This is a genomic window from Aureimonas sp. AU40, assembly GCF_001463785.1.
Classification (GTDB): domain Bacteria; phylum Pseudomonadota; class Alphaproteobacteria; order Rhizobiales; family Rhizobiaceae; genus Aureimonas.
On the sequence record NZ_BBWL01000018.1, the window covers coordinates 1 to 23,091 of the forward strand.

The window sequence follows — 23,091 nt, forward strand, 5'->3', positions numbered from 1 at the left end:
CCGATTACGGCGTCGACACCAGCCTCCGATTGGAGGTCGTGAAGACGGCCGAGCCCAAGGGCCGGCAGGCCGGCGTCAAGCTCGGCTCGGTGGACGAGCTGGTCTCCGCGCTCAAGGGCGCCGGGCTGGTCTGAGCCGGCCCGCCCGATCCTGCTTCCATCTGATTTCGAGGTTCCTTCCATGACCACGCTTCTGATCGCCGAACACGACAACGCGCATCTGTCGGGCGAAACCGCCAAGGCGCTGACCGCCGCGCGGCAGCTGGGCGGCGAGGTGCATCTTCTCGTTGCCGGCGAGGGCTGCGCGCCGGTGGCGGACGCCGCCGCCAAGCTCTCCGGCGTCGCCAAGGTTCTGCTGGCCGACGCCGCGCTCTACGGCCACGCCCTGGCCGAGCCGTTGGCCACGCTGCTGGTCGCGCTCGCCCCCGGCTATGGCGCGATCGTCGCCCCCGCCACGGCGTCGGGCAAGAACGTCCTGCCGCGCGCGGCCGCGCTTCTCGACGTCATGCAGGTGTCGGACGTCATCGCCGTGCACGGCGCGGACACGTTCGAGCGTCCGATCTATGCCGGCAACGCGATCGAGACCGTGCGCTCGCGGGACGCGATCAAGCTTCTGACGGTTCGCACCAGCGCCTTCGCGGCCGCCGGCGAGGGCGGGTCCGCGCCGGTGGAGAGCGTGGCGGCCGCCGCCGACCCGGCCGTGTCGCGCTTCGTCGGCCAGGAGGTGGCCCATTCCGAGCGGCCCGAACTGTCGGGCGCCAAGATCGTGGTGTCGGGCGGGCGGGCGCTGGGGAGCCGAGAGAAGTTCGAGGAGGTGATGCTGCCGCTGGCCGACAAGCTGGGCGCGGCGGTGGGCGCCAGCCGGGCGGCGGTGGACGCGGGCTATGCGCCGAACGACTGGCAGGTGGGTCAGACCGGCAAGGTCGTGGCGCCGGACCTTTACGTCGCGGCGGGCATCTCGGGCGCCATCCAGCATCTGGCGGGCATGAAGGACTCGAAGGTCATCGTCGCCATCAACAAGGACGAGGACGCGCCGATCTTCCAGGTCGCCGACTACGGCCTCGTCGGCGATATCTTCACGCTCGTGCCTGAACTTACGTCCAAGCTCTGATCCTGCCCCAAGGAGGGCGTCTTCCATGAGCGATATCGGCATCGTCGGCATCATCGGCGCCGGACAGATGGGAACGGGCATCGCCCAGGTCGGCGCCCTCGCCGGGTTCGACGTCGTGCTCTACGACGTCAGCCTCGAACAGGCGCGCCAAGGCGTGGCCAAGGTCAAGGCGGGGCTCGACCGGCAGGTGGCGGGCAGCAAGATGACGGAGGAGGCGCGGGACGCGGCCCTGTCGCGCCTGAAGCCCGCCGACGGCGTCAACGATCTCGCCCCCAGCGACCTCGTGATCGAGGCGGCGACCGAGAAGGAGGAGATCAAGCGGCGCATCTTCGCGCAGGTCTGCCCCGTGCTGCGGCCGGACGCGATCCTCGCCTCCAACACGTCCTCGATCTCCATCACGCGGCTCGCCGCCGGCACGGACCGGCCCGAACGCTTTCTCGGCATCCATTTCATGAACCCGGTGCCGGTCATGAAGCTGGTCGAGCTGGTGCGCGGCATCGCCACCGACGACGGCGTGTTCGAAGCTTCCAAGCGCTTCGTGGAGCGCCTGGACAAGACCATCATCGTCTCGGAGGATTTTCCCGGCTTCATCGTCAATCGCATCCTGATCCCCATGATCAACGAGGCGATCTACACGCTGCACGAAGGCATCGGCTCGGTGGAATCGATCGATGCCTCGATGCGGCTCGGCGCCAACCATCCGATGGGGCCGTTCCAGCTCGCCGACTTCATCGGTCTCGACACCTGCCTGTCGATCATGCAGGTGCTGCATGACGGGCTGGCCGATTCCAAATACCGCCCGTGCCCGCTGCTCGTGAAATATGTCGAGGCCGGCTGGCTCGGCCGCAAGGCCAAGCGCGGCTTCTACGACTATCGCGGCGAGGTGCCGGTTCCCACGCGCTGAGAGGCTGTTTGGAAAAGCGCCGGCGGACCGACCCGACCGAGGTTCCAAACAGGCTCTGATAAGCGGGCGGGGCGGCGGCTCGCCTCAGCTTTGCGGCGGGGCCGCCGCCGATCCTCCGCCAGCGCCCTTCAGCACATCCACCAGCGCCAGGGCGTCCGGGCTCGACCAGTGCGCCGGGCCGTTGATCGCGGCGCGGGCGCAGCCGTCCGCGTCGACCAGCAGCGTCACCGGCAGGCCGACCGCGACGCTCGCTTTCTTCAGGTCGTTGAAGACGCCCATCGTCTCGTCGCGGAAGAAGGGCAGGGCGGTGAGGTTGGTTTCGGCGTAGAAGGCCTTGGGCTTGGCGACGTCGCCCATGTCGATATTGATCGGCACGACCGCGAAGCTTTCGTCGCCGGCCTGACGCTCCAGCTGGTCAAGCGCCGGCATTTCGGCCCGGCAGGGCGCGCACCAGGTGGCCCAGAGATTGACGAGGAGCGACTGGCCCTTCATCGCGCCGAGGCTCGTCGGCTGGTCGTTGCCGTCCTTGAAGGCGATGGTGGACACGTCGAAAGGCTGGTCGAGCGGCACCACGGCGGCGACCTCGCCCCGGGCCGCGCCGTCCAACGCCTGACGCAATCCGTCCTTGGCCGGGCAGGTTGATGCCACGCTCGAATTGCCAGAGCGCGTTTCCATCACGTATACGCCGAACGCGCCGGCAGCGAGACCGGCCAGAAGAGCAAGGCCGACGATCCGGCCCGTCTGGCGCTTAGGCGCGGGCGGCGTCTTGGGTTCGAGGTCGGACATCGGCAGAAGGGCCTTTTCGTGAGCGGCAAGACAAGCAACGAAATGTGGGGCGGACGCTTCGCTTCGGGCCCCAGCGCGATCATGGAGGCGATCAACGCTTCCATCTCCTTCGACAAGCGGCTTTACCGCGAAGACATCGCCGGGTCGATCGCCCATTCGGCCATGCTGGCCGCGCAAGGCGTGATCTCGCAGGAGGACGCGGCGGAAATCAGGCGTGGGCTGGAGCAGATCCGCACCGAGATCGACGAGGGCCGCTTCGAGTTTTCCGTCGCCCACGAGGACATTCACATGAATGTCGAGGCGCGGCTGGCCTCGCTGATCGGCCCCGCCGCCGGGCGCCTGCACACCGCCCGTTCGCGCAACGATCAGGTGGCCGTCGATTTCCGGCTCTTCGTGAAGGGCGCGGCGATCGATCTCGACCGCGCGCTGAGGCTCCTGATCGAGGCGCTGGTGGACCGGGCCGAAGAGCACGCCGGCACGGTCATGCCTGGCTTCACCCATCTCCAAGCCGCCCAGCCCGTGACCTTCGGCCACCATTGCCTCGCCTATGCCGAGATGGCGGCGCGCGATCGTGGCCGGGTGCAGGACGCCATCCGGCGCATGGACGAATCGCCGCTCGGTGCCGCCGCGCTCGCCGGCACGGGCTTCCCGATCGACCGGCACCGGACGGCCGAGGCTCTGGGCTTCCGCGAGCCGACGCGCAATTCGCTGGATTCGGTCTCGGACCGCGACTTCGCGCTGGAATTCCTCGCCGCCTCCTCGATCGCGGCCACGCATCTCTCGCGCCTCGCCGAAGAGATCGTGATCTGGTCGACGCCGCAGTTCGACTTCGTGCGCCTGTCCGACGCCTTCTCCACCGGCTCCTCGATCATGCCGCAGAAGAAAAACCCGGATGCGGCCGAACTGGTGCGCGCCAAGACGGGCCGCATCAACGGCTCGCTGGTGGCGCTGCTCACCATCATGAAGGGCCTGCCTCTATCCTATTCCAAGGACATGCAGGAGGACAAGGAACAGGTCTTCGACGCCGTCGACAGCCTCGCCCTGGCGCTCGCCGCCGTCACCGGCATGATGCGCGATCTGAAGGTCAACGCCGAGAAGATGCGCGCGGCCGCAGGTGCCGGCTTCTCCACTGCCACGGACTTGGCCGACTGGCTGGTGCGCGAGCTCGGCCTGCCCTTCCGCGAGGCCCATCACGTCACCGGTCGGGCCGTCGCCATGGCCGAGGAGCGGCGCGTGGCGCTGGAATCGCTGCCGCTGGAGGACCTCCGCCAGCTCGACCCGCGCATCACCGACGCCGTTTATTCCGTCCTGTCGGTGGACGCCTCCGTCGCCAGCCGCACCAGCTTCGGCGGCACTGCGCCGGAAAACGTGCGGGCGCAGGTGCGCTATTGGCGCGAGCGGCTCGTTACCGAGGGGTGATTTCCCCACAGCGCCGGGCTATGGATGGGATACGAGCCGGGCACTGCCGGCGGAACGGAACGGACGGCATGAACAGACGTGGGATCACCCTGGCGCTCGCTCTTGGCCTGGCGGGCACGCTTGCCGGCTGCGGCGTGAAGTCCGTGCCCGTGGCCAAGCGCGCCGACGGCCAGGCTTCGCACGTCGTCGTGCCCGCGCCCGGCGGCACGGCGCGCCTGCCCAAGGCGACGCCGCTCGCCTCCAACCTCTCCGTCGTGCCGACCGAGATCACGCGCAATCCCGCCGCCGAGAAGAAGCCGTTCTTTCTCGACGGCCTCCTGAACTGATCCCCTTTCCGTCTCCTTCCGCCCGGCCTCTTCCATGAACCATTTCGAATATCGCGACGGCATCCTGCATGGCGAGGCGGTGGATCTTCGCCACATCGCCGCCGAGGTCGGAACGCCCTTCTACTGCTACTCGACCGCGACGCTGGAGCGGCATTACCGCGTCTTCGCGGAGGCCTTCGCCGACATAGACGCGACCGTCTGCTACGCGATGAAGGCCAATTCCAACCAGGCCGTTTTGAAGACGCTGGCGCGCCTCGGCGCGGGCGCCGACGTCGTATCCGGGGGCGAGCTGCGCCGGGCTCTGCTCGCCGGCATTCCGCCAGAGAAGATCATGTTCTCGGGCGTCGGCAAGACGGCGGAGGAGATCGACGCCGGTCTCGACGCCGGCATCTTCTGCTTCAACATCGAATCCGAGCCCGAACTGCGCGCCATCTCGGCGCGCGCCAGCGCGTCGGGGCGCACGGCGCATGTTTCCTTCCGCATCAACCCGGATGTCGACGCGCGCACCCATGCCAAGATTTCGACCGGCAAGAAGTCCGACAAGTTCGGCATCGCCTTCGAGCGGGCCGAAGCGGTCTACGATCTCGCCGCCACGCTGCCGGGCATCGAGGTGTCGGGCATCGACATGCATATCGGCTCGCAGATCACCGAGCTCGAGCCCTTCGATCTCGCCTTCGCCAAGCTCGCCGAACTCGTCGGCCGGCTGCGCGGCAAGGGTCATCGGATCACCCATATCGATCTCGGCGGCGGGCTCGGCGTGCCTTATCGCGCGTCCAACGAGCCGCCTCCCGGCCCCCCGGCCTATGCCGAGACGGTGAAGAAGCATGTGCGCGCGCTGGGCGCCAAGGTGATCTTCGAGCCCGGCCGGCTGATCGCGGCCAATGCCGGCATTCTGGTCGCCAAGGTTCTCTACGTGAAGGAGGAGGGCGGGCGCACCTTCGTCATCGTCGACGCGGCGATGAACGACCTGATCCGCCCGACGCTCTACGAGGCCTGGCACGAGATCCGCCCCGTGGTGGAGCCCGATCCGCATCAGGACTATGTCGTGGCCGACGTGGTGGGGCCAGTCTGCGAAAGCGGCGACTTCCTGGCCAAGGAGCGCTCGCTGCCCGTGGTGCGGCCGGGCGATCTTCTCGCGGTGGCTTCGGCGGGCGCCTATGGCGCGGTGCAGGCCGGCACCTACAACACGCGCGCCCTGGTGCCGGAAGTGCTGGTGAAGGACGAGCGCTTCGCCGTGATCCGCCCGCGCCTGACCGTGGACGAGATCATCGCCCTCGACCGCGTGCCGGACTGGCTGGCCTGAGCTTGAGGGTGCGGGACTAGACCTGCGGGCGAGGGATCTCGTCTGGTTCACCAGGAGTTAGGGGCCGTCGATGCGAGGGTCCATCGGCGAGCCTTCGCGACGACGTAACCGGACAAAGGCTCCGGCCAGCCGACCTCGGCAGGTCTTGCCTCGGGTTCTAGGGCCAGCGGCTCCGGCCGCCGTTCACGCCTTCGCGACGGCCTCGTCTTCGCCATAGAAACTGTTAAGTTGTGAGAACGAGCGGGCGGGCGCCGGGTGAGACGCGTCTTGTCCCGGCCGCGACCCCAAGAGGCGGCCGGCGTTCCGCCGGCGGCCGAACCTGCCTGGAAGCGGCGCGATGGCTGAATTCGATTCCCCTCTTCCTCCCGCCGCCCGCGCGCCCCTGCGCGCTTGCGCCGGCGCGGTGGCCTCGCTGCTGCTGGAGCGCGCCTGGCCCTTTCTGATGGGTGTGGCGGCGCTGGTCGCCGCCTTTCTGACGCTGGCCTGGTTCGGCCTCTTCGCCGCGGTGCCCTTCTTCGCGCGCCTCGTCCTGCTGGCGCTTTTCGCCGCGGCCGGGCTGTTTCTCGTCTGGCGCGCCCGGGGCCTGCGCTGGCCGAACAGCGCCGATGTCGTCCGACGCATCGAGTCGGAAAGCCGGCTTCTCCACCAGCCGCTCGCCGTGCAGAGCGACCGGGCGGCGGGCGAGGACCCGTTCGCGCTGGCGCTCTGGCGCGAGCACCAGCGGCGGATGCGCGAGCAATTGTCGCGGCTTCGCGGCGGCTCGCCCCAAACGCGCACCTATCGGCTCGATCCGCTCGGCCTGCGCGCGCTTCTGGCGGCGCTGCTCGTCACGGCTTTCGGCTATTCCTTCGGCCCCGGCGGCGGGCGGGTGGCGGACGCGCTGCAAGGCGGCGAGGTGCCCTTGCTGGCGGCGGCGCGCATCGACGCCTGGGCGACGCCGCCCGGCTACACCGGCCGCGCGCCGATCTTCCTGACGGGAGACGCGGTGGGCGGCGCGGCGGTGGACGTGCCGCAGGGCACGATCCTGTCCCTTCGTCTGTCTGACGGCGAGGGCACCAAGGTGATCTTCGCGCCCGAGAGCGGCGAGGCGCAGGTGCTGGCGCCCGTGGATCCGGCACCGGCCAACGAGGCGGGGGAGAGCGCACCTGCGCCCGCCGCCACGGCCACGGCGTCCGCCCAATATGAATTGCCGCTCGGCGCCAGCGGCGCGGTGCGGGTCGAGACGGCGCTGCGCACCCTGCGCGACTGGCGCTTCGCCGTCACGCCCGACCTGCCGCCGATCGTGCGTTTCGACGGCGAGCCCAAGGCGGGCCGCAACAACACGCTCGACATCGCCTTCGCGGTGACGGACGACTATGGCGCGAGCGCCGGCAAGGCGCTGCTCCAGCTGCGCGAGCCCGTGGCGCCCGGCGCCCGGCCGCTGCTTCCCGTGCCGGAGGTGACGCTCGCCATGCCCCGCCGGACCAAGGGCGAGGCCAAGGGCCGCACCGGGCTCGACTTCACCGAAAGCCCCTATGCCGGGGCCAAGGTCGCCATGGTGCTCCAGGTGCGCGACGATGCCGGGCAGATCGGCGAGTCCGCGCCCGTCGAGGTGACGCTGCCGCAGCGCCGGTTCAACGATCCGCTGGCGCGCGCCGTGATCGAGCAGCGGCGCATCCTGGCGCTCGACGCCAATGCGGCACGTCGCGTCGTGGACATGCTGGACGCGGTGACGCTGCGCGGCGACGAGTTCATCGCGAAGCCGACCGACTATCTCGCCCTTCGCGCCGCGCGCGAGCGCATCAACAACGCCCATGACGACGAGACGCTGCTTTCGGGCGTGGACTTCCTTTGGTCGATCGCGCTCGGAATCGAGGAGGGCGGCCTGTCGGTGGCCGAGCGGCAGCTGCGCGACGCGCAGGAGAAGCTTGCCGAGGCGCTGCGCAACAATGCCGGCGAGGAGGAGATCGCGCGCCTGACGCAGGAGCTGCGCGAGGCCATGCAGCAATATATGCAGGCGATGATGGAGGCGATGCGCAACATGCCCCCGCAGAGTCAGAGCCAGATGGGGCAGGCGCAGGAGATCCGCCCGCAGGATCTCGACCGCATGCTGGACCGGATCGAGAATCTGGCGCGCTCGGGCTCGCGAGACGCCGCGCAGCAACTTCTGTCCGAACTCAACCAGATGATGCAGAGCCTCCAGGCCATGCGACCGGGCCAGCAAGGGCAGCAGGGCCAGCAGGCCCAGAGCCCGATGCAGCAGCAGATGAATCAGCTCGGCGAGATGCTGCAGCGCCAGCAGAAGCTGATGGACGAGACCTTCGAGATGGGCCGCCAGCAGATGCGCCGCCAGATGGAAGCCGAGCGCGGCATGCGGCAGCAGGAAGAGCAGCAGGGGCAACAGCAGCCCGGCCAGCAGGGGCAACAGGATCAGCAAGGCCAGCCGCAGGCCGGCGAAGGCGGCCAGCCGCCGACCGCCGAGCAGCTGCAGGCGCTGAAGGACCGGCTCCAGAAGGAACAGGGCCAGCTGCAGAAGGACCTCCAGGCGTTGCAGGACGCGATGAAAGGCCAGGGCCTCCAGCCGAGCCAGGACTTGGGTCAGGCCGGCGAGTCCATGGGCCGCGCGGAAGGGTCGATCGGCCAGGGCAATGACGGCGAGGCGGTCGGCCAGCAGGGCGACGCCATGGCCGCGCTTCGGCGCGGCGCGCAGGACGCCATGCGCCAGATGCAGCAGGCCATGGGCCAGGGCGAAGGCCAGGGCCAGGGGCAAGGCCAGCAGCCGGGCCAGGGCCAGCAGCCGGGCCAGGGCCAGCAGCCCGGGCAGGGGCAGATGGGGCAGGGCTACGGCCCCGGCCGCCAGCGCTCCGGGCTCGACCCGCTCGGCCGCGAGCGACAGACGCAGGGGCCCGATTTCGGCAGCGATGTCGGCGTTCCCGACGAGATCGACATCCAGCGCGCGCGCCAGATCCTCGACCAGATCCGCGACCGGCTCGGCCGCCAGCTTTCGCCGCAGGAAGAGCGCGACTATCTCGAGCGCCTGCTTCGCACACCCTGACGGGCAGTGCGGCGCGGCCAGGCTCGAACGCTGATCGAGACCGCGAGCGGCTGCGTTTTTGGATCTTGTGCGCCGTCGTACGGGGGCAAGCCGAGGCCGAGTCGGCGCGGCAGGGAGCTGTCCGTTCTTCGGGCATCCTTTCAGGTCGACCCCACACGAGCAGAGCGCCTGCGAACAGGGCTTTCGTCATCGACCCGTCGGAGGGCCAGGAATGAGACGGGAGAGCGAAGGTGGGGCGCGCTCCTCCAGCCCGATCCCTCCATCGCTCTCGCACAACCCCGGACAGAACCGGACGATCTCCTAACTCTGGCCCTGCCGGTGCCCGCTGAGATGCCAGCGCAAAACTCTCGCCTCCGCCGCGTTCGGGGTCTATGACCGGACCGCCCAGCAAGGAGAGGCGACATGGCGGATTGGAACCCGGCGCTCTACAGCCGTTTCGAGGACGAACGCACCCGCCCGGCGCGCGATCTCCTCGCCCGCTGCCGGCTCGATGGCGCGCCGGGCGGCGCGGGCCTGCGCATCGCCGATCTCGGCTGCGGCCCCGGCAATTCCACCGAGCTTCTGTTCGAGCGGTTTCCAGAGGCCGAGATCACCGGCTTCGACACGTCGGAGGCGATGCTGACGCAAGCGCGCCGGCGCCTGCCCACCTGCCGGTTCGAACAGGGCGACATCGGGCGGTTTCAGGCGGAGCGGCCCTTCGATCTCCTCTTCGCCAATGCCTCGCTGCAATGGGTGCTGGGTCACGAAAGCCTTGTGCCGGCGCTGTTCGCCCAGGTCGCGCCGGGCGGACTTCTCGCCGCGCAGATCCCCGACAATCTCGCCGAGCCGAGCCAGACCGCGATGCGCACGATTGCCGCCGAGCCGGAGTTTGCCGGCTTCTTCCAGGGCTTCTCGGAGGCGCGGGAGGCGGTCGCGACGCGCGCTACCTATTACGACTGGCTGATCCGTGAGGCGAGCGAGGTGGATGTCTGGACCACGGTCTACGAGCATCCGATGGAGAGCGCCGAGGCGATCACCGACTGGTTCCGCTCCACCGGCCTCAAACCCTTCATCGACCGGCTGCCCGAGCGCGAGCGCGAGCGCTTTCTCGGTCGCTACACGCAGGAGATGACGCGGCTCTATGGCGAGCGGGCGGACGAGCGCCGGCTTCTCGCCTTCCCCCGCCTGTTCTTCGTCGCGCGTCGGCGCTGAGCGGGGCGATCACGCAAAAGGGCGACCCGAGGGCCGCCCTTCGAAACCTGTCAGTTTTGGAAAATTGTAGAGCTTTCTTCGCCGTGCGGCCCTCAGCCGTAGCGGCGCATCAGAAACAAGTCTTCGTCCGCCGCGGGATCGCGCAACGCCTGCGCCACGCGAAGGCGGATTTCGGCGAGCGTGAAGGGCTTGTCCACCACGCCCATGATGATCTCGCTGAGGTCCTCGGCCGCTTCCCGCTGCTCGGCATAGCCGGTCATCAGCAGGATCGGCAGGTCCGGGAAGGCGGCGCGCGCGGCATAGGCCAGCTCGATACCCGTCAGGGCCGGCATGCGAATGTCGGACAGGACGAGGTCGAAGCGCCCGTTTTCCTCCGCCAGGATGTCGATCGCCATCTCGCCGTCCTCGGCCATGACGACTTCGTGCCCTTCCATGCGCAGCGCGCGGGCCACGAGGAGGCGCACACCCGCTTCGTCTTCCGCGATCAGAATTCTCGCCATGGTCCGCAACTCCCACACACCGGATCGACCCGGTCGGAAACGGGCAAGCACGCGCCCGTCTGCGGATTATTCCGCAGTATCCTTGTGCGAAGCCTTACGAAGCGTGGTGAACGAAGGATGAAACGAAGTTTAGCTCACGACGCGACCGACGAAGGGCAGTTCGCGGAACGTGTGGGCGACGTCCATGCCGTAGCCGACGACGAAATGGTCGGGGCATTCGAAGCCGACATAATCGGCCTCCAGTTCCACGACGCGGCGCATGCGCTTGTCGAGGAGGACCGCGATCTCGGCGCCGGTCGCCCCGCGCGAGAGCATGAGCTCGCGGGCGAATTTCAGCGTGCGGCCCGACTCGAGGATATCGTCGACGATCAGCACCTTGCGACCGGCGATCTGCCCGTCGAGATCGCGCACGATGCGCACGTCGCCGCCGACCGTGCCCGTGCCGTAGGAGGAAAGCTGGATGAACTCCATCTCCGGTGCGACATGCTGCTTGTGCAGCGCGCGGATGAGATCGGCCGCGAAGATGAAGGAGCCTTTCAGCACCGCCACCACTAGAAGGTTCTCGGGCTTGCGCGCGGCGATCTCGGCGGCCAGCCGTTCGATCTGGCTTGCGATCTCTTCTTCCGAGAAGAGCGTCTCGATGGTCTTGCCGCGAACCCGGATCATGGCGTTCCCTTTCCCGCCACGACGGGCGCTTGTGTTGGGGGCGCAATATGGGCCGGCGCGACCAGGAAGAACAGAAGCGCGAAGAGGCTAATCATCAGCCGGGTTTCGGCCGACATGTCGCGCGCACCGGTGCGGCGCGAGCCGAGATCGCGCGAGCGCGGCGGCGGGGCGTGGTTGCTGTTCGCGGTCTCGAAATCGTCCCATGTATAGGGCGCGCGCGGGCCGGCGGGCTGGGCTTGCGGCGGCTCGCTCGGCGCGAGGCGGCGGGCTTCGAGGTCGATCACGAGGCCGACGCTGTCGCGCCAGGGCGTCGGGTCGTAGGCACGGGCGGCGGAGGAAGCCTGGCGGGAGCGCATGGGCCGATCCTGAGTGCTGAGGTCGAGGCCGGGAGGAGGCCGTCTGGTCAGGGATCGGTAAGCTCGCATGGTTAACAAGGTGTAAAGACCTTGGTGCCAAACTGACCCCGGGCAGCCCGAAAGGCGCCCGAAAGCTGCGCGAAGGAAGGGCGCCCGACGCGGCCGTTTCGGCCTTCGCGCGGGACCAGAGGAAAGGGCGGAACGGATTGATCCGGTTCGAGAATGTGGGCCTGCGCTACGACATGGGGCCGGAGGTGCTGCGCGATCTCACCTTCGAGATCCGCGCGCGCTCGTTCCAGTTCCTGACTGGGCCGTCCGGCGCGGGTAAGACGAGCCTCTTGCGCATGCTGTTTCTGGCGCTGAAGCCGACGCGCGGCACGATCACCGTGCTCGGGCGCGATGCCGCGACCTTGAAGCGCACCGATCTGCCGGCCATCCGGCGCCGCATCGGCGTCGTGTTCCAGGATTTCCGCCTGCTCGACCACATGACGACCTACGAGAACGTCGCCCTGCCGCTGCGCGTGCGCGGCAAGGAGGAGGCGAGCTACCGGCAGGACGTGATCGATCTCATCCGCTGGGTGGGGCTGGGGGACCGGCTCGACGCGCCGCCGCTGGTGCTTTCGGGCGGGGAAAAGCAGCGCGCGGCGATCGCCCGCGCCCTGATCGACCAGCCCGACATCCTTCTGGCCGACGAGCCGACCGGCAATGTCGATCCGCCCCTCGCGCGCCGGCTCCTGCGCCTCTTCATGGAGTTGAACCGGACGGGCACCGCCGTCGTCATCGCCACGCACGACCTCGCCCTGATGGAGCAGGTCGAGGCGCGCCGGCTGGTTCTGGGGCAGGGGCGGCTCGACATCTATGATTGACCGGATCGTCTCCCGCCTGCCTTCGCGCCTTGCTCTGCGGTCCGCCGCCAGCCGCGAGGCGCCGATCGTGCCGCCCGGCAACGTCGCCGGACGGGCGCTGCTGACCGTCATCGCCATCATGACCTTCCTCGCCAGCCTCACGGTCGGCGCGGTAACGCTCGTCTCCGACACCGCCGCGCAATGGCAGTCGCAGATCGCGCGCGAGGTCACCGTGCAGATCCGGCCCGACGAGGGGCTCGACATGGCGGGGGCTCTCCGAAACGTACAGATGATCGCGCTCGGCACGCGCGGCGTCCTGTCGGCCGACGTGATGGACGACGCGGCCACCAGCCGGCTTCTGGAGCCCTGGCTCGGCGAAGGGCTCGATCTAGACGAGTTGCCCGTGCCGCGTCTCGTGGTGATCGCCATCGACGAGGATTCGCCGCCCGACTTCGCGGCACTCGGGAAGGCGATCCGCGACGCGGTGCCCCAGGCAAGCCTCGACGATCACCGCGCCTGGGTCTCGCGCCTCGTTTCCATGGCCCATGCCACCGTGCTGACTGGCATCGCCATCCTGGCACTGGTTCTGGTGGCGACCGTTCTCACCGTCGTTTTCGCCACGCGCGGCGCCATGACGGGCAACCGGCACATTATCGAGGTGCTGCATTTCGTCGGCGCGCGGGGTTCCTTCATCGCCGCCGAGTTCCAGCGCCATTTCCTCAAGCTCGGGCTGATGGGCGCGCTGACGGGCGGGGCCGTGGCGCTGCTGGTTTTCTATCTCTTCGGCCGCTGGACGGCTGCCAACCAGGCGACGCCCGAGGCCGACCAGATCAGCGCCCTGTTCGGCTCCTTCGCCATCGGCTGGACCGGTTATGGCGGCGTGCTGGCGCTGATTGTTCTGATCGGAGTGTTGACGGCGGTCACGTCTCGCATAACCGTCATCCGGCAATTGGCCGCCATCGACATGCTCTCGCCGGTGGAAGCGTGAACGAATGATCGAGAGCCAGCGTTGAATGGGCATGACGGGCTTGGGAGGTCTGGAGCGCGAACGGACGGAAGCGGAGGCCCGGCGTCGGAAACGGCGTCGGGGCCAAAGGCTCGCGCTCGTCCTGCTGCTCGTGGGCTTCGCCTCGGGGGCCTATCTCGCGGGCGGCTTCGTGCGCTTCGCGCGCGATGTCGCGCTGCTCACCACGCCGCCGACCGCCGCGCGAGCGGACGGGATCGTGGTGCTGACGGGCGGCGAGCAGCGCCTGCAGCAGGGCATCGACCTGCTTCGCAGCGGCGAGGGGCAGCGGCTTCTGGTGAGCGGCGTCAACCGGGGCACCAGCGCCCGGGCGCTGGCGCGCACCACCGGCACGGACGCCGGCCTGTTCGAGTGCTGCGTGGATCTCGACTACGAGGCGCTGAACACGATCGGCAATGCCGAGATGGCGACGCGCTGGGCGCGCGAGCACGGGTTCCGCCGCCTGCTTCTCGTCACCAGCGACTATCACATTCCGCGCTCGCTCCTGGAAATGGCCGACGTGCCGGACGCGCCGGAAATCGTTCCCTATCCCGTCTCGCCCGACAAGCTCTGGCGCCCCGACGGCTGGCCGACGCGGCTTGGGCTGCGGCTGCTGGCGACCGAATATGCCAAGGTCCTGGCGGTGAAGGCGCGCGTCGCCTGGCACAATGTGATGGCGCAAGACCGGGAACATCGCATCGCCGGCCACGATCGGGTGCAAGCGTCCTTCAAATAATCCGCAAAGCCTCGTAAGAGACCGGTCGAGAGCCCGTGGGGACGCTTCGGGCTCAAAGCTCCGCCTGGCCTTGCGATCCCGTTCATGACGCTGTTTCGATCCGTCGTCTTCCAGATCCTGTTCTACGCCAATCTGGCGGGGCAGATGCTGCTTTATCTCCCCGTCTTCTTTCTCCTGCCGGAGCGGGCCTGCTGGTGGATCGTCAAGAGCTGGGGGCGCAGCAGCCTCTTCCTCCTGCGCTGGCTCGCCGGCACGCGCTCGGAGCTGACGGGCCAGGAGAACATTCCCGTCGGCCCCGTCCTCGTCGCCTCCAAGCACCAGTCCTTCTGGGAGGTGATCGCGCTTCTGCCCCATCTGGAGAAGCCGACCTTCATCCTCAAAAAGGAGCTGATGGGCATTCCCGTCTTCGGCTGGTACGCGCAGCGGATGGGCATGATCCCGGTGGATCGCAAGCGGCGCGGCGCCGTGCTGCCGAGCCTGCTCGCCGAGGCGCGCAAGGCGATCGCGGACGGGCGGCAGATCATCATCTTCCCCGAGGGCACGCGCGCCGCCCCGGGCGCCACGCCCAACTACCGACCCGGCATCCATTTCCTCTACGATGCGCTGTCGCTTACCATCGTGCCGGTGGCGCTGAATTCCGGCCTGTTCTGGCCGCGCAAGGCGGTGCGCCGCCAGCCCGGCACGATCCGCGCCGAGTTCCTACCCCCGATCGGCCCGGGCCTGACGCGCGCCGCATTGTTGGGCGAACTGGGCGGGCGGATCGAGGCGCGCTCCGACGCGCTGATGCGCGAGGCGCTGTCCGATTATCCCGCCCTGCCGGTCAGCCCGCTTCTGGCCGCCCATCTCGATCAGGTGCCGACGCCTGCTTCGACCTGAGAACCCGGGAGGAGACCGATCAGCCGGCTTTGGCAGGCTCCGCGCCTGCCGCTAAAGCCGCGCCACGACATCGCCGAGCCAGCGGTCGGTGAGGCCGAGGCGGCCGATCTCCTCGAAGGCCGAGCGGACATAGTCGACATTGGGGCCGGACTGCCCGTGCCCACCGGCCACCAGCCGCGCTGCCGTCTCGACATCGAGCCGCCCGGCATATTGGGAATGGCCGCGATCGACGATGAAGCCGAGCGCCCGCACCGGGCGACCGTCCTCCAGCCGTATGGGCAGGGTGGTTTCCTTGTAGACATTGGTCGGCAGTTCGCGCTCGCGCAGATACGCGATCACCTCCTCGCGCCCGGCTTCGGCGACTCGAAAGGCCATGCCGACGCAGGAGCCGCCGCGATCGAGCCCGAACACCAGCCCCGGCCGCTCCGGCGTGCCGCGATGAACATGGGAATAGATGCAAAGCGAGCGATGGAAGCCGCCCAGCCGGGCCTTCTGCCGCTCCTCGAACGCGAAGCCCGGCCGCCACATCAGCGAGCCGTAGCCGAACACCCACAAATCGCCCATACCGCTTGCCATTCCCTTCCCCGGCGCGCCACAAGCGGGCCGGTTCGCCCGCCCCGATCCGCCCGAGACGGAACGCGGCGCGGGCTCGACGCCCGATCGGGCGCAGAAAGGACGAGACGATGGCAAGGTCAAGCTCTGAGGCAGGCGCGCCGCGCCGTTCCAGCGCCGCGCGGGCGCTGCGCGGGCTCATCATCCTGGTGGTGATCCTCGTCGCGCTGGGCGCGGGCGGCTGGTACTGGCTGGCCGGCGAACTCGACCGGCGCATCGCCTCGGCGCTGGAGGCGGCGGGCGGCGGCGGGGCGACGGTCCTGTGCGAGAACCGGCAGGTCTTCGGATTTCCGTTCCGGCTCGGCTTGTCCTGCGACCGGATCGGCGTCGAGGCGCCGCAGAACGGCGTTAGCGCCTCGGCCGGCTCGCTTCGCACCGCTGCGCAGATCTACGACCCCAGCCATATCGTGGCGGAACTCGCCGGCCCCGCGCTCGTCACCGCGCCGAACCTGCCGCCGCTTTATCTGAGCTGGCGCCTGATGCAGGGCTCTACCTCGCTTTGGACGGAAGGGCTGGAGCGCTTCTCGCTGGTGGTCGAGGCGCCCGTCGTCTCGGTGCGCGAAGGCGAGGGGGCCGGCGCGCCGCTCGCCCGCTCCGAGCGATTGGAGGCCCATGCGAGGCAGAACGGCGCGGCGCTGGACCTTGCCCTCACGGACGCGGCGGTGACGGCGACGCTGCCGGGCCTGCCCGAACTGCCGCCCTTCGATCTCGCGGCCGACCTGACGCTGGACGGCGCGGCGGGCTGGCTGCGCACGGGCGTGCCCGGCGCCAACGTCTCGCAGGCGCTGCGCGGCGAGGCGGGGACCATCCGGCTTCTCAGCCTCTCCTTGCCGGGCGGCGGCGGGGCACAATTGTCCGGCCCCTTCCGCGTGTCGCAGAGCGGCGAAGTCTCGGGCGATTTCCGTCTCGCGGTGGAGGACCCGCAGTCGATCGCCGGGCTGATCGGCGTCCTGGTGCCGGGCACCGGCGGGCTCGCCACCACGATCGCCGGTGCGCTCGGCTTTGCCGGGCGGCAGGAAGACGGCAAGACCGTGGTGGACGTTCAGGTGCGCGAGGGCGAGGCCCGGCTCGGCTTCATCCCGCTCGGCCGCATTCCGCGCATCTGAACCGGCCTAAGACTAGGCAACGGTGCAAAGCTATTCCGGGCGAGCCTACTCGCCCGGAACGGTCTCGCCGGTCTCGTCCCAGGCATCCTTGCGCGGCTTCTGGCGTCCGAAATTGGCGTCCGCCGTGTCCTGCCCCGCTTCCACGATGGAGCGGCGGATGGTGCGCGTGCGGCTGAACAGGTCGAACAGCGAATCGCCGTCGCCCCAGCGGATGGCCCGCTGCAGCGAGGCCAGATCCTCCGAGAAGCGCGCCAGCATCTCCAGCACCGCTTCGCGGTTGTTGAGGAAGATGTCGCGCCACATGGTCGGGTCGGACGCGGCGATGCGCGTGAAGTCGCGAAAGCCCGAGGCCGAGAACTTGATGACCTCGGACTGCGTCACCGTCTCGAGATCGGCGGCGGTGCCGACGATGTTGTAGGCGATGAGATGCGGCACATGGCTGACGATGGCGAGCACGAGGTCGTGGTGCTCGGGCGTCATGGTCTCCACCATGGCGCCGGTGGCGCGCCAGAAGCGGGCGAGACGCTCGGTCGCCGCCTCGTCCGTGTCGGGCAGCGGCGTCAGGATGGTCCAGCGGTTCTCGAACAGTTCCTTGAAGCCGGCATCGGGGCCGGACTGTTCGGTTCCGGCGATCGGGTGGCCCGGCACGAAATGGACATGGGCCGGCAGATGCGGCTGCACGGCCGAGACCACGGCCGCCTTGACCGAGCCGACGTCGGAGACGATCGCGCCGGACTTGAGCCTTGGCGCCATGGCGGCGGCGGCCGCGCCGCAGGAGCCGACGGGCAGGCAGAGGATCACGAGATCGGCCCCGTCCACGGCCTCGGCCGGGTCGAGATGGTAGCTCGTGCCAAGGCCCAGTTCCCGGGCGCGCGCCAGCGTCTCGGGCCGGCGCGTGGCGATGGCGGTTTCGCGCGCGAGGCCCCGCTCGCGAATGTTGAGGGCGATCGAGGAGCCGATCAGGCCGATGCCGATCAGCGCGACCTTGTCGAAGAGCGGCGTGGTCATCGGGCCAAGAACTCCGCGAGAGCGGCGAGCACGCCGCGATTGGCCTCGCTCGAGCCGATCGTCAGGCGCAGCGCGTTGGGAAAGCCGTAGCCGGTGACGCGGCGCAGGATGAATCCCCGCTCGGTCAGGAAGGCGTCGGCGTCGGCCGCCGTCCGCCCGGCGCCTTCGGGGAAATGCACCAGAACGAAATTGCCGACCGAAGGCGTGACGCGAAGGCCGAGCGCCGTCAGCTCGTTCGTCAGCCGCTCCAGCCATTCGTCGTTGTGCCGCACGGTCTTGTCGACATGGGCGCGGTCGCGAATCGCAGCAGCGCCGGCCGCGATCGCCATGGCGTTGAGGTTGAAGGGGCCGCGAATGCGATCCAGCGCGTCCACCACAGCTTCCGGCGCGTACATCCAGCCGATGCGAAGGCTCGCCAGCCCGTGGATCTTGGAGAAGGTGCGCGTCATCACGACGTTCTCGTTCTCCGACACGAGCTCGACGCCCGCCGCATAGTCGTTGCGACGCACATATTCGGCATAGGCCGCGTCCAGCACCAGAAGCACATGCGACGGCAGGCCGGCATGGAGGCGCCGCACCTCGTCCGCCGGCAGGTAGGTGCCGGTCGGGTTGTTGGGGTTGGCGAGGAAGACGATCTTGGTGCGCGGGGTGACGGCGGCAAGGATCGCGTCCACCTCGGCGCGCTCGTCCCGCTCCTTGGCCACGACCGGCGTTGCGCCCGCCGCACGGATGTAGATATCGTAGACGAGAAAGCCGTGCTCGGTGTGGACCGCCTCGTCGCCGGCCTGCAGGAAGCCCTGCGCCAGAAGCCCCAGCAGTTCGTCCGAGCCGTTGCCGCACAGGATGTTGGCGGGGTTCAGCCCGTGCACCTCGGCGATCGCCTGGCGAAGGGCATTGGCCTGCCCGTCGGGATAGAGTTCGAGATGCGCGGCGACCTCCGATAAGGCGGCCTGGACGCTGGGCGAGGCGCCGAAGGGCGTCTCGTTGGAGGAGAGCTTGTGCAGCTTGACGCCGTCCGGCGCGCGGCTTTTGCCCGGCACATAGGCTTCGATGTCGAGAACGCCGGGCTTGGGAACGGGACGCGCGCGCTGTTCGGACATGACGATCGAGCCTGCGAAGATTGCGGGGAAGGTTTCGAGGGGTCGAATAGACCCGCCGCGCCGGCTTGTCGAGCGCCACGCGGGGCGGCGGGGCAGGGCTTCAGGCGAAGAATGTTGCGCTCGCTCGCGCCAGTCGATAGCAGGATAGGCATGTCCATCATCGCCGATCCTGTCACCGGGGAAAACCTCGGCATCCGCGAGGCCCGCCAGCCCTCGTCCAAGGTCGCCTATTTCGGCGAGGACGAGCCGCTGCGCCTCGACGCGGGCCGCACGCTTTCGCCCTTCCACATCGCCTACGAGACCTATGGCGAGCTGAACGCGGCGAAATCCAACGCGATCTATGTCTGCCACGCACTGACGGGGGATCAGTACGCGGCGAGCCGCAGCCCCGTCACCGGCAAGGAAGGCTGGTGGTCCACCCTGATCGGGCCGGGCAAGCCGATTGATACCAATCGCTTCTTCGTCGTCTGCTCCAACGTCATCGGCTCCTGCATGGGCTCGACGGGGCCGGCGACGATCGACCTCTCGACTGGCCTGCCCTATGCGCTGGACCTGCCGGTCCTGACCATTCCCGACATGGTGCGGGCGCAGGCCATGCTGATCGACCGGCTCGGCATCGACCAACTCTTCGCCGTGATCGGCGGCTCCATGGGCGGCATGCAGTGCCTGCAATGGACGGTGGCCTATCCCGGCCGCGTCTTCGCGGCGCTGCCGATCGCCACCGGCGCGCGCCATTCCTCGCAGAACATCGCCTTCCACGAAGTCGGCCGGCAGGCGGTGATGGCCGATCCCGACTGGCGCGGCGGCCATTATCTCCAGTACGGCACGCGCCCCCACAAGGGGCTGGCGGTGGCGCGCATGGCCGCCCACGTCACCTATCTCTCGGAGGCCGCGCTTCATCGCAAGTTCGGGCGCAACCTGCAGGACCGCGAGAAGCTCGGCTTCGGTTTCGAGGCCGATTTCCAGATCGAGAGCTACCTGCGCCACCAGGGCATGACCTTCGTCGATCGGTTCGATGCCAACGCCTATCTCTATCTCACCCGCGCGATGGACTATTTCGACATCGCGGCCGAGCATGGCGGCCGGCTGGCCGAGGCCTTCCGGGGCGCGCGAACGCGCTTCTGCCTCGTGTCCTTCTCGTCCGACTGGCTGTTTCCCACCAGCGAGAGCCGCTCGATCGTCCATGCGCTGAACGCCAACGCGGCCTCGGTCTCCTTCGTCGAGATCGAGACCGATCGCGGCCACGACGCCTTCCTCCTGGAGGAGCCGGAGTTTTTCGGCGCGGTGCAGGGCTTCGTCTCGTCGGCCGCCAAGGCCAGGGGTCTCCAGCCATGAGCGCGACGGACGCACCCGTTCCCACGACCGCCGAGGTGGCGCAGACGCCCGAGCGGCGCGACGATCTCGCCCTCATCGCCGATCTCGTGGCGGAAGGCTCGCGCGTCATCGACATCGGCTGCGGCGACGGCTCGCTCATGTCGCTTCTGGAAAGCCGGCGGGGGGTGGACGCGCGCGGCATCGAGCTGTCCCAACCCGGCGTCAACGAATGCGTGCGGCGCGGCCTGTCGGTAATCCAGGGCGACGCCGACCGCGACCTCGTCCACTATCCCGACGGCGCCTTCGACTACGCCATCCTGTCGCAGACCATCCAGGCGACGGAAAATCCCAAGCTGGTGCTGGCCGAACTTCTGCGCATCGGCCGGCGCGTCGTCGTGTCCTTCCCCAATTTCGGCCACTGGTCGGTGCGCTTTTCGCTCTTCTTCAAGGGCCGGATGCCGGTGACCCGCAACCTCTCCTATGCCTGGTACGACACGCCCAACATCCATTTCTGCACGATCCGCGACTTCGTCGAGCTGACGCGTGAGGTCGGCGCCGAAGTGGAAAGCGCTATCGCGCTGAACGCCGCCGGCGAGCGGATGGGCATGCGCATGCCCTGGTGGTTCTGGAACCTCTTCGGCCAGCAGGCGGTGTTCGTCCTCAAGCGATAGGCGCGAAATGTGCCTGCGGCGAGGGGAGAGAATGGCTTTAAGAACGCTCTTCGGATCACTAAGACTTCAGGATAGGAGATTATTGAAAATCGCAGGAAGGTTGAGTTATTCTACTTCCTAGTTTTTGGAGATGATCTCTATGGCCTTTCCCGAGCCACCTATGCCGAAGTCAATTGTCCGAGCTGCAGGGAAAGCTATAGCCGATGGAGGGGCCTCTGATGCTGAGTTTGATGCTGTAGATCAGTGGCGAGCCGCGCATGGGTATGCAATTAACACCTTTAAAGTTTGGCTTCGTAATAAGATTAGGTCTTCGGGCGTGGATGCGGAATTCGCTCAGCGCTTGAAAAGAAGAAACACAGTAATCGATAAATTGAAGCGAAAAAAGCCTGATGGAACTCCTCTTATAAGAGATGTTACCAGCATGCAAGATTTCGCTGGCTGCCGGCTTATTTTCAAAAGCATCGATGATCTTGTGAAATTCAGGACATTTGTCCTCTCTCCAAAGGTGATGGAGAATGTTAATCACAAGCTTAAGCATGATGATTTGGATAAGTATAATTACATTGAGCGGCCTAAAATTACTGGATACCGTGGCATTCATGATGTTTTTCTGCACAATCCTCGGCCGCATCGGTTTGGGAATGCCAAATCTGATCCATGGCAAGGGTTAATGGTCGAAGTTCAGTATCGTTCACGTCCTCAGCATGCGTGGGCTACTGCTTTGGAGATTTCCGATATCCTTGATAGGCAGCGTACTAAATTCGGTTATGCAGAGGATGAGCGCGGTCGTTTCTTTGCAATGGCAAGTGAGATAATTGCCCGACGCCATGAAGTTAAGAGAAAATCATTCCTTGAGCTAACTGACGACGTCTTGGAGGAGGAATTTTTCGTACTAGAAGACAAACTTCTTATACTTCAAAGATTGAGCGCTATGCGTCAATTTGGTCAGTTTGAAAAACTGAAAAAGCATAATGTCCTAAATATTGTATCAAAAGATAATGGTGAGTATTCTCTAGAAGTTGAAGTTTTTACGAATGCACAAGATGCAATCGCACGCTCTAATCAACTTGAAGCTACAGATGAGAGTATAAATGCGGTCTATGTGACAGGTGAGCCTGCGCAACTTCGAAGTGCGTATAGAAATTATTTTAACGATCCCGTCGATTTCGTTAACCTCCTACGACGGTAGTTACATTTAAGGGGGCGTTCCTACAAACCCACCGCCTTCATGCTGGCCTCGCCGTAGCGCGCGCCGCTGACCTTGCCCGGCGCGAAGGCCTCGTCCAGTTCGGCGAGATCGTCCGGCGACAGCGTGACATTCACCGCGTCGGCATTCTCTTCCAAGTACTTCATGCGCTTGGTGCCGGGGATGGGCACGATGTCGGAGCCTTGCGCCAGAACCCAGGCCAGCGCCACCTGCGAGGGCCGCGCCTCGTGGCGCGCCGCGACACCCTCCACCGTCACCAGCAGCCGGCGGTTCTTCTCCATATTCTCACCCACGAAGCGCGGCGAGGTGCGGCGGTAGTCGTCCTCGGGGATCGCCTCGGTCGAGGTGAAGCGCCCGGTCAGGAAACCGCGCCCGAGCGGCGAATAGGGCACGAAGCCGATGCCGAGCTCGCGCAAAGTCGGCAGGATGTCTTCCTCCGGCTCGCGGCTCCAAAGGGAGTATTCGGTTTGAAGGGCGGCGATGGGGTGCGTGGCATGAGCGCGGCGGATGGTCGGCACCCCGGCCTCCGACAGGCCGAGAAAGCGCACCTTGCCCTCTTCCACCAAGCGGCTCATCTCGCCCACCGTGTCTTCGATCGGCACGTTCGGGTCCACCCGGTGCTGGTAGTAGAGGTCGATCATCTCGACGCCGAGGCGCTTCAGGCTGGCGTCGCAGGCGCGTCTGAGATAGTCGGGCCGGCCGTTGATGCCGAGCCGCTCGCCCTTCGGCCCACGCACATTGCCGAACTTGGTGGCGAGGACGACGCTGTCGCGCCGCCCCTTCAACGCCTTGCCCAGCAGCTCTTCGTTGTGGCCGACACCGTACATGTCGGCCGTGTCGAGAAAGGTCAGGCCGAGATCGAGCGCGCGATGGATGACGGAGAGCGACTCGGCGTCGTTTCCCGCGCCATAATATTCCGACATGCCCATGCAGCCGAGGCCGAGGGCGGAGACGCTGAGATCGGGGCCGAGCTTGCGCTGTTGCATGGGATCTTTCCGAAGAAGGGTTGTAGGAGGAG

23 protein-coding genes are annotated in these 23,091 nt (G+C 67.5%); 15 read left to right on the top strand and 8 right to left on the bottom strand.

Going from position 1 to position 23,091, the window contains the following annotated elements:
- Window positions 1-180: 180 nt before the first annotated feature.
- A complete protein-coding gene (locus AUL32_RS06660) occupies window positions 181-1,110 on the top strand; it encodes an electron transfer flavoprotein subunit alpha/FixB family protein (protein WP_062112923.1) in 930 nt (309 codons plus the stop codon).
- A gap of 25 nt (window positions 1,111-1,135) precedes the next feature.
- Window positions 1,136-2,014, top strand: coding sequence for a 3-hydroxybutyryl-CoA dehydrogenase (locus AUL32_RS06665; RefSeq protein ID WP_062112925.1), 879 nt, complete (start codon window positions 1,136-1,138; stop codon window positions 2,012-2,014).
- An 84-nt stretch (window positions 2,015-2,098) separates the two neighbouring features.
- Here the strand turns inward: AUL32_RS06665 and tlpA are convergent, their stop codons facing one another.
- Window positions 2,099-2,800, bottom strand: a complete 702-nt coding sequence (gene tlpA, locus AUL32_RS06670) for a thiol:disulfide interchange protein TlpA (protein ID WP_062112927.1) — start codon at window positions 2,798-2,800, stop codon at window positions 2,099-2,101.
- Window positions 2,801-2,842: 42 nt separating this feature from the next.
- Between tlpA and argH the strand changes: the two genes are divergently transcribed.
- The 5 genes from argH to tam all read left to right on the top strand — a co-directional run bounded on the left by argH (window position 2,843) and on the right by tam (window position 10,073).
- Window positions 2,843-4,219: an argininosuccinate lyase gene (argH, locus tag AUL32_RS06675; protein ID WP_062112930.1), complete on the top strand. Its 1,377-nt coding sequence runs from the start codon at window positions 2,843-2,845 to the stop codon at window positions 4,217-4,219.
- Window positions 4,220-4,287: 68 nt separating this feature from the next.
- The gene (locus AUL32_RS06680) at window positions 4,288-4,545 is read left to right on the top strand and encodes a hypothetical protein (protein WP_062112933.1); all 258 of its coding nucleotides are present in this window, start codon (window positions 4,288-4,290) and stop codon (window positions 4,543-4,545) included.
- 34 nt (window positions 4,546-4,579) lie between these two features.
- On the top strand, window positions 4,580-5,848 hold the full coding sequence (lysA, locus tag AUL32_RS06685; RefSeq protein WP_062112935.1) for a diaminopimelate decarboxylase: 1,269 nt from the start codon (window positions 4,580-4,582) through the stop codon (window positions 5,846-5,848).
- Window positions 5,849-6,185: 337 nt separating this feature from the next.
- A complete protein-coding gene (locus AUL32_RS06690) occupies window positions 6,186-8,882 on the top strand; it encodes a TIGR02302 family protein (RefSeq protein ID WP_062112937.1) in 2,697 nt (898 codons plus the stop codon).
- 402 nt (window positions 8,883-9,284) lie between these two features.
- Window positions 9,285-10,073: a trans-aconitate 2-methyltransferase gene (gene tam, locus AUL32_RS06695; protein ID WP_062112939.1), complete on the top strand. Its 789-nt coding sequence runs from the start codon at window positions 9,285-9,287 to the stop codon at window positions 10,071-10,073.
- Window positions 10,074-10,165: 92 nt separating this feature from the next.
- Here the strand turns inward: tam and AUL32_RS06700 are convergent, their stop codons facing one another.
- From AUL32_RS06700 to AUL32_RS06710, 3 genes are all read right to left on the bottom strand, one after another.
- The gene (locus AUL32_RS06700) at window positions 10,166-10,573 is read right to left on the bottom strand and encodes a response regulator (protein WP_061977222.1); all 408 of its coding nucleotides are present in this window, start codon (window positions 10,571-10,573) and stop codon (window positions 10,166-10,168) included.
- A gap of 129 nt (window positions 10,574-10,702) precedes the next feature.
- A complete protein-coding gene (gene hpt, locus AUL32_RS06705) occupies window positions 10,703-11,239 on the bottom strand; it encodes a hypoxanthine phosphoribosyltransferase (protein ID WP_061977220.1) in 537 nt (178 codons plus the stop codon).
- Window positions 11,236-11,595, bottom strand: coding sequence for a hypothetical protein (locus AUL32_RS06710; protein WP_061977218.1), 360 nt, complete (start codon window positions 11,593-11,595; stop codon window positions 11,236-11,238). Before AUL32_RS06710 ends, hpt begins: the two co-directional genes overlap by 4 nt.
- 206 nt (window positions 11,596-11,801) lie before the next feature.
- Here AUL32_RS06710 and ftsE point away from each other — a divergent pair, with 206 nt between their 5' ends.
- The 4 genes from ftsE to AUL32_RS06730 all read left to right on the top strand — a co-directional run bounded on the left by ftsE (window position 11,802) and on the right by AUL32_RS06730 (window position 15,055).
- Entirely contained in the window at window positions 11,802-12,461 is a 660-nt protein-coding gene (ftsE, locus tag AUL32_RS06715; RefSeq protein ID WP_061977216.1) for a cell division ATP-binding protein FtsE, read from the top strand.
- A complete protein-coding gene (locus AUL32_RS06720) occupies window positions 12,454-13,428 on the top strand; it encodes a cell division protein FtsX (RefSeq protein WP_062112942.1) in 975 nt (324 codons plus the stop codon). The genes ftsE and AUL32_RS06720 overlap by 8 nt, the downstream gene beginning before the upstream one ends.
- Before the next feature lie 31 nt (window positions 13,429-13,459).
- A complete protein-coding gene (locus tag AUL32_RS06725; RefSeq protein ID WP_082639739.1) occupies window positions 13,460-14,179 on the top strand; it encodes a YdcF family protein in 720 nt (239 codons plus the stop codon).
- Window positions 14,180-14,263: 84 nt separating this feature from the next.
- Window positions 14,264-15,055, top strand: a complete 792-nt coding sequence (locus AUL32_RS06730) for a lysophospholipid acyltransferase family protein (RefSeq protein WP_062112945.1) — start codon at window positions 14,264-14,266, stop codon at window positions 15,053-15,055.
- Window positions 15,056-15,106: 51 nt separating this feature from the next.
- On the opposite strand, the gene AUL32_RS06735 is transcribed toward AUL32_RS06730, so the two are convergent.
- Window positions 15,107-15,619 carry a gamma-glutamylcyclotransferase gene (locus AUL32_RS06735; RefSeq protein WP_062112948.1) on the bottom strand — a complete coding sequence of 171 codons (513 nt, stop codon included), beginning with the start codon at window positions 15,617-15,619 and terminating at the stop codon, window positions 15,107-15,109.
- A 119-nt stretch (window positions 15,620-15,738) separates the two neighbouring features.
- Between AUL32_RS06735 and AUL32_RS06740 the strand changes: the two genes are divergently transcribed.
- The gene (locus tag AUL32_RS06740; protein WP_062112951.1) at window positions 15,739-16,773 is read left to right on the top strand and encodes a DUF2125 domain-containing protein; all 1,035 of its coding nucleotides are present in this window, start codon (window positions 15,739-15,741) and stop codon (window positions 16,771-16,773) included.
- Between the two features lie 45 nt (window positions 16,774-16,818).
- Here AUL32_RS06740 and AUL32_RS06745 read toward each other — a convergent pair whose 3' ends face one another.
- Both AUL32_RS06745 and hisC read right to left on the bottom strand, forming a co-directional pair.
- Complete coding sequence (locus tag AUL32_RS06745; RefSeq protein ID WP_062112964.1) at window positions 16,819-17,781, bottom strand: prephenate/arogenate dehydrogenase family protein; 963 nt, start codon at window positions 17,779-17,781, stop codon at window positions 16,819-16,821.
- Window positions 17,778-18,881, bottom strand: a complete 1,104-nt coding sequence (hisC, locus tag AUL32_RS06750) for a histidinol-phosphate transaminase (RefSeq protein ID WP_062112966.1) — start codon at window positions 18,879-18,881, stop codon at window positions 17,778-17,780. The genes AUL32_RS06745 and hisC overlap by 4 nt, the downstream gene beginning before the upstream one ends.
- Window positions 18,882-19,031: 150 nt before the next feature.
- Here hisC and metX point away from each other — a divergent pair, with 150 nt between their 5' ends.
- The 3 genes from metX to AUL32_RS24460 all read left to right on the top strand — a co-directional run bounded on the left by metX (window position 19,032) and on the right by AUL32_RS24460 (window position 22,055).
- Window positions 19,032-20,216, top strand: coding sequence for a homoserine O-acetyltransferase MetX (metX, locus tag AUL32_RS06755; protein WP_061977202.1), 1,185 nt, complete (start codon window positions 19,032-19,034; stop codon window positions 20,214-20,216).
- Window positions 20,213-20,866 carry a methionine biosynthesis protein MetW gene (gene metW / locus AUL32_RS06760; protein WP_062112969.1) on the top strand — a complete coding sequence of 218 codons (654 nt, stop codon included), beginning with the start codon at window positions 20,213-20,215 and terminating at the stop codon, window positions 20,864-20,866. The genes metX and metW overlap by 4 nt, the downstream gene beginning before the upstream one ends.
- A gap of 130 nt (window positions 20,867-20,996) precedes the next feature.
- Entirely contained in the window at window positions 20,997-22,055 is a 1,059-nt protein-coding gene (locus tag AUL32_RS24460) for a RelA/SpoT domain-containing protein (RefSeq protein WP_082659353.1), read from the top strand.
- Between the two features lie 20 nt (window positions 22,056-22,075).
- Here AUL32_RS24460 and AUL32_RS06765 read toward each other — a convergent pair whose 3' ends face one another.
- On the bottom strand, window positions 22,076-23,059 hold the full coding sequence (locus AUL32_RS06765; protein ID WP_062112971.1) for an aldo/keto reductase: 984 nt from the start codon (window positions 23,057-23,059) through the stop codon (window positions 22,076-22,078).
- Window positions 23,060-23,091: the final 32 nt, after the last annotated feature.

What these genes read in the sequence shown, in the direction of transcription:
- AUL32_RS06660 (WP_062112923.1), top strand. Translation starts at nt 181, where the DNA reads ATGACCACGCTTCTGATCGCCGAACACGACAACGCGCATCTGTCGGGC.
- AUL32_RS06665 (WP_062112925.1), top strand. Translation starts at nt 1,136, where the DNA reads ATGAGCGATATCGGCATCGTCGGCATCATCGGCGCCGGACAGATGGGA.
- tlpA (WP_062112927.1), bottom strand. Translation starts at nt 2,800, where the DNA reads ATGTCCGACCTCGAACCCAAGACGCCGCCCGCGCCTAAGCGCCAGACG.
- argH (WP_062112930.1), top strand. Translation starts at nt 2,843, where the DNA reads ATGTGGGGCGGACGCTTCGCTTCGGGCCCCAGCGCGATCATGGAGGCG.
- AUL32_RS06680 (WP_062112933.1), top strand. Translation starts at nt 4,288, where the DNA reads ATGAACAGACGTGGGATCACCCTGGCGCTCGCTCTTGGCCTGGCGGGC.
- lysA (WP_062112935.1), top strand. Translation starts at nt 4,580, where the DNA reads ATGAACCATTTCGAATATCGCGACGGCATCCTGCATGGCGAGGCGGTG.
- AUL32_RS06690 (WP_062112937.1), top strand. Translation starts at nt 6,186, where the DNA reads ATGGCTGAATTCGATTCCCCTCTTCCTCCCGCCGCCCGCGCGCCCCTG.
- tam (WP_062112939.1), top strand. Translation starts at nt 9,285, where the DNA reads ATGGCGGATTGGAACCCGGCGCTCTACAGCCGTTTCGAGGACGAACGC.
- AUL32_RS06700 (WP_061977222.1), bottom strand. Translation starts at nt 10,573, where the DNA reads ATGGCGAGAATTCTGATCGCGGAAGACGAAGCGGGTGTGCGCCTCCTC.
- hpt (WP_061977220.1), bottom strand. Translation starts at nt 11,239, where the DNA reads ATGATCCGGGTTCGCGGCAAGACCATCGAGACGCTCTTCTCGGAAGAA.
- AUL32_RS06710 (WP_061977218.1), bottom strand. Translation starts at nt 11,595, where the DNA reads ATGCGCTCCCGCCAGGCTTCCTCCGCCGCCCGTGCCTACGACCCGACG.
- AUL32_RS06720 (WP_062112942.1), top strand. Translation starts at nt 12,454, where the DNA reads ATGATTGACCGGATCGTCTCCCGCCTGCCTTCGCGCCTTGCTCTGCGG.
- AUL32_RS06725 (WP_082639739.1), top strand. Translation starts at nt 13,460, where the DNA reads ATGACGGGCTTGGGAGGTCTGGAGCGCGAACGGACGGAAGCGGAGGCC.
- AUL32_RS06730 (WP_062112945.1), top strand. Translation starts at nt 14,264, where the DNA reads ATGACGCTGTTTCGATCCGTCGTCTTCCAGATCCTGTTCTACGCCAAT.
- AUL32_RS06735 (WP_062112948.1), bottom strand. Translation starts at nt 15,619, where the DNA reads ATGGGCGATTTGTGGGTGTTCGGCTACGGCTCGCTGATGTGGCGGCCG.
- AUL32_RS06740 (WP_062112951.1), top strand. Translation starts at nt 15,739, where the DNA reads ATGGCAAGGTCAAGCTCTGAGGCAGGCGCGCCGCGCCGTTCCAGCGCC.
- AUL32_RS06745 (WP_062112964.1), bottom strand. Translation starts at nt 17,781, where the DNA reads ATGACCACGCCGCTCTTCGACAAGGTCGCGCTGATCGGCATCGGCCTG.
- hisC (WP_062112966.1), bottom strand. Translation starts at nt 18,881, where the DNA reads ATGTCCGAACAGCGCGCGCGTCCCGTTCCCAAGCCCGGCGTTCTCGAC.
- metX (WP_061977202.1), top strand. Translation starts at nt 19,032, where the DNA reads ATGTCCATCATCGCCGATCCTGTCACCGGGGAAAACCTCGGCATCCGC.
- metW (WP_062112969.1), top strand. Translation starts at nt 20,213, where the DNA reads ATGAGCGCGACGGACGCACCCGTTCCCACGACCGCCGAGGTGGCGCAG.
- AUL32_RS24460 (WP_082659353.1), top strand. Translation starts at nt 20,997, where the DNA reads ATGATCTCTATGGCCTTTCCCGAGCCACCTATGCCGAAGTCAATTGTC.
- AUL32_RS06765 (WP_062112971.1), bottom strand. Translation starts at nt 23,059, where the DNA reads ATGCAACAGCGCAAGCTCGGCCCCGATCTCAGCGTCTCCGCCCTCGGC.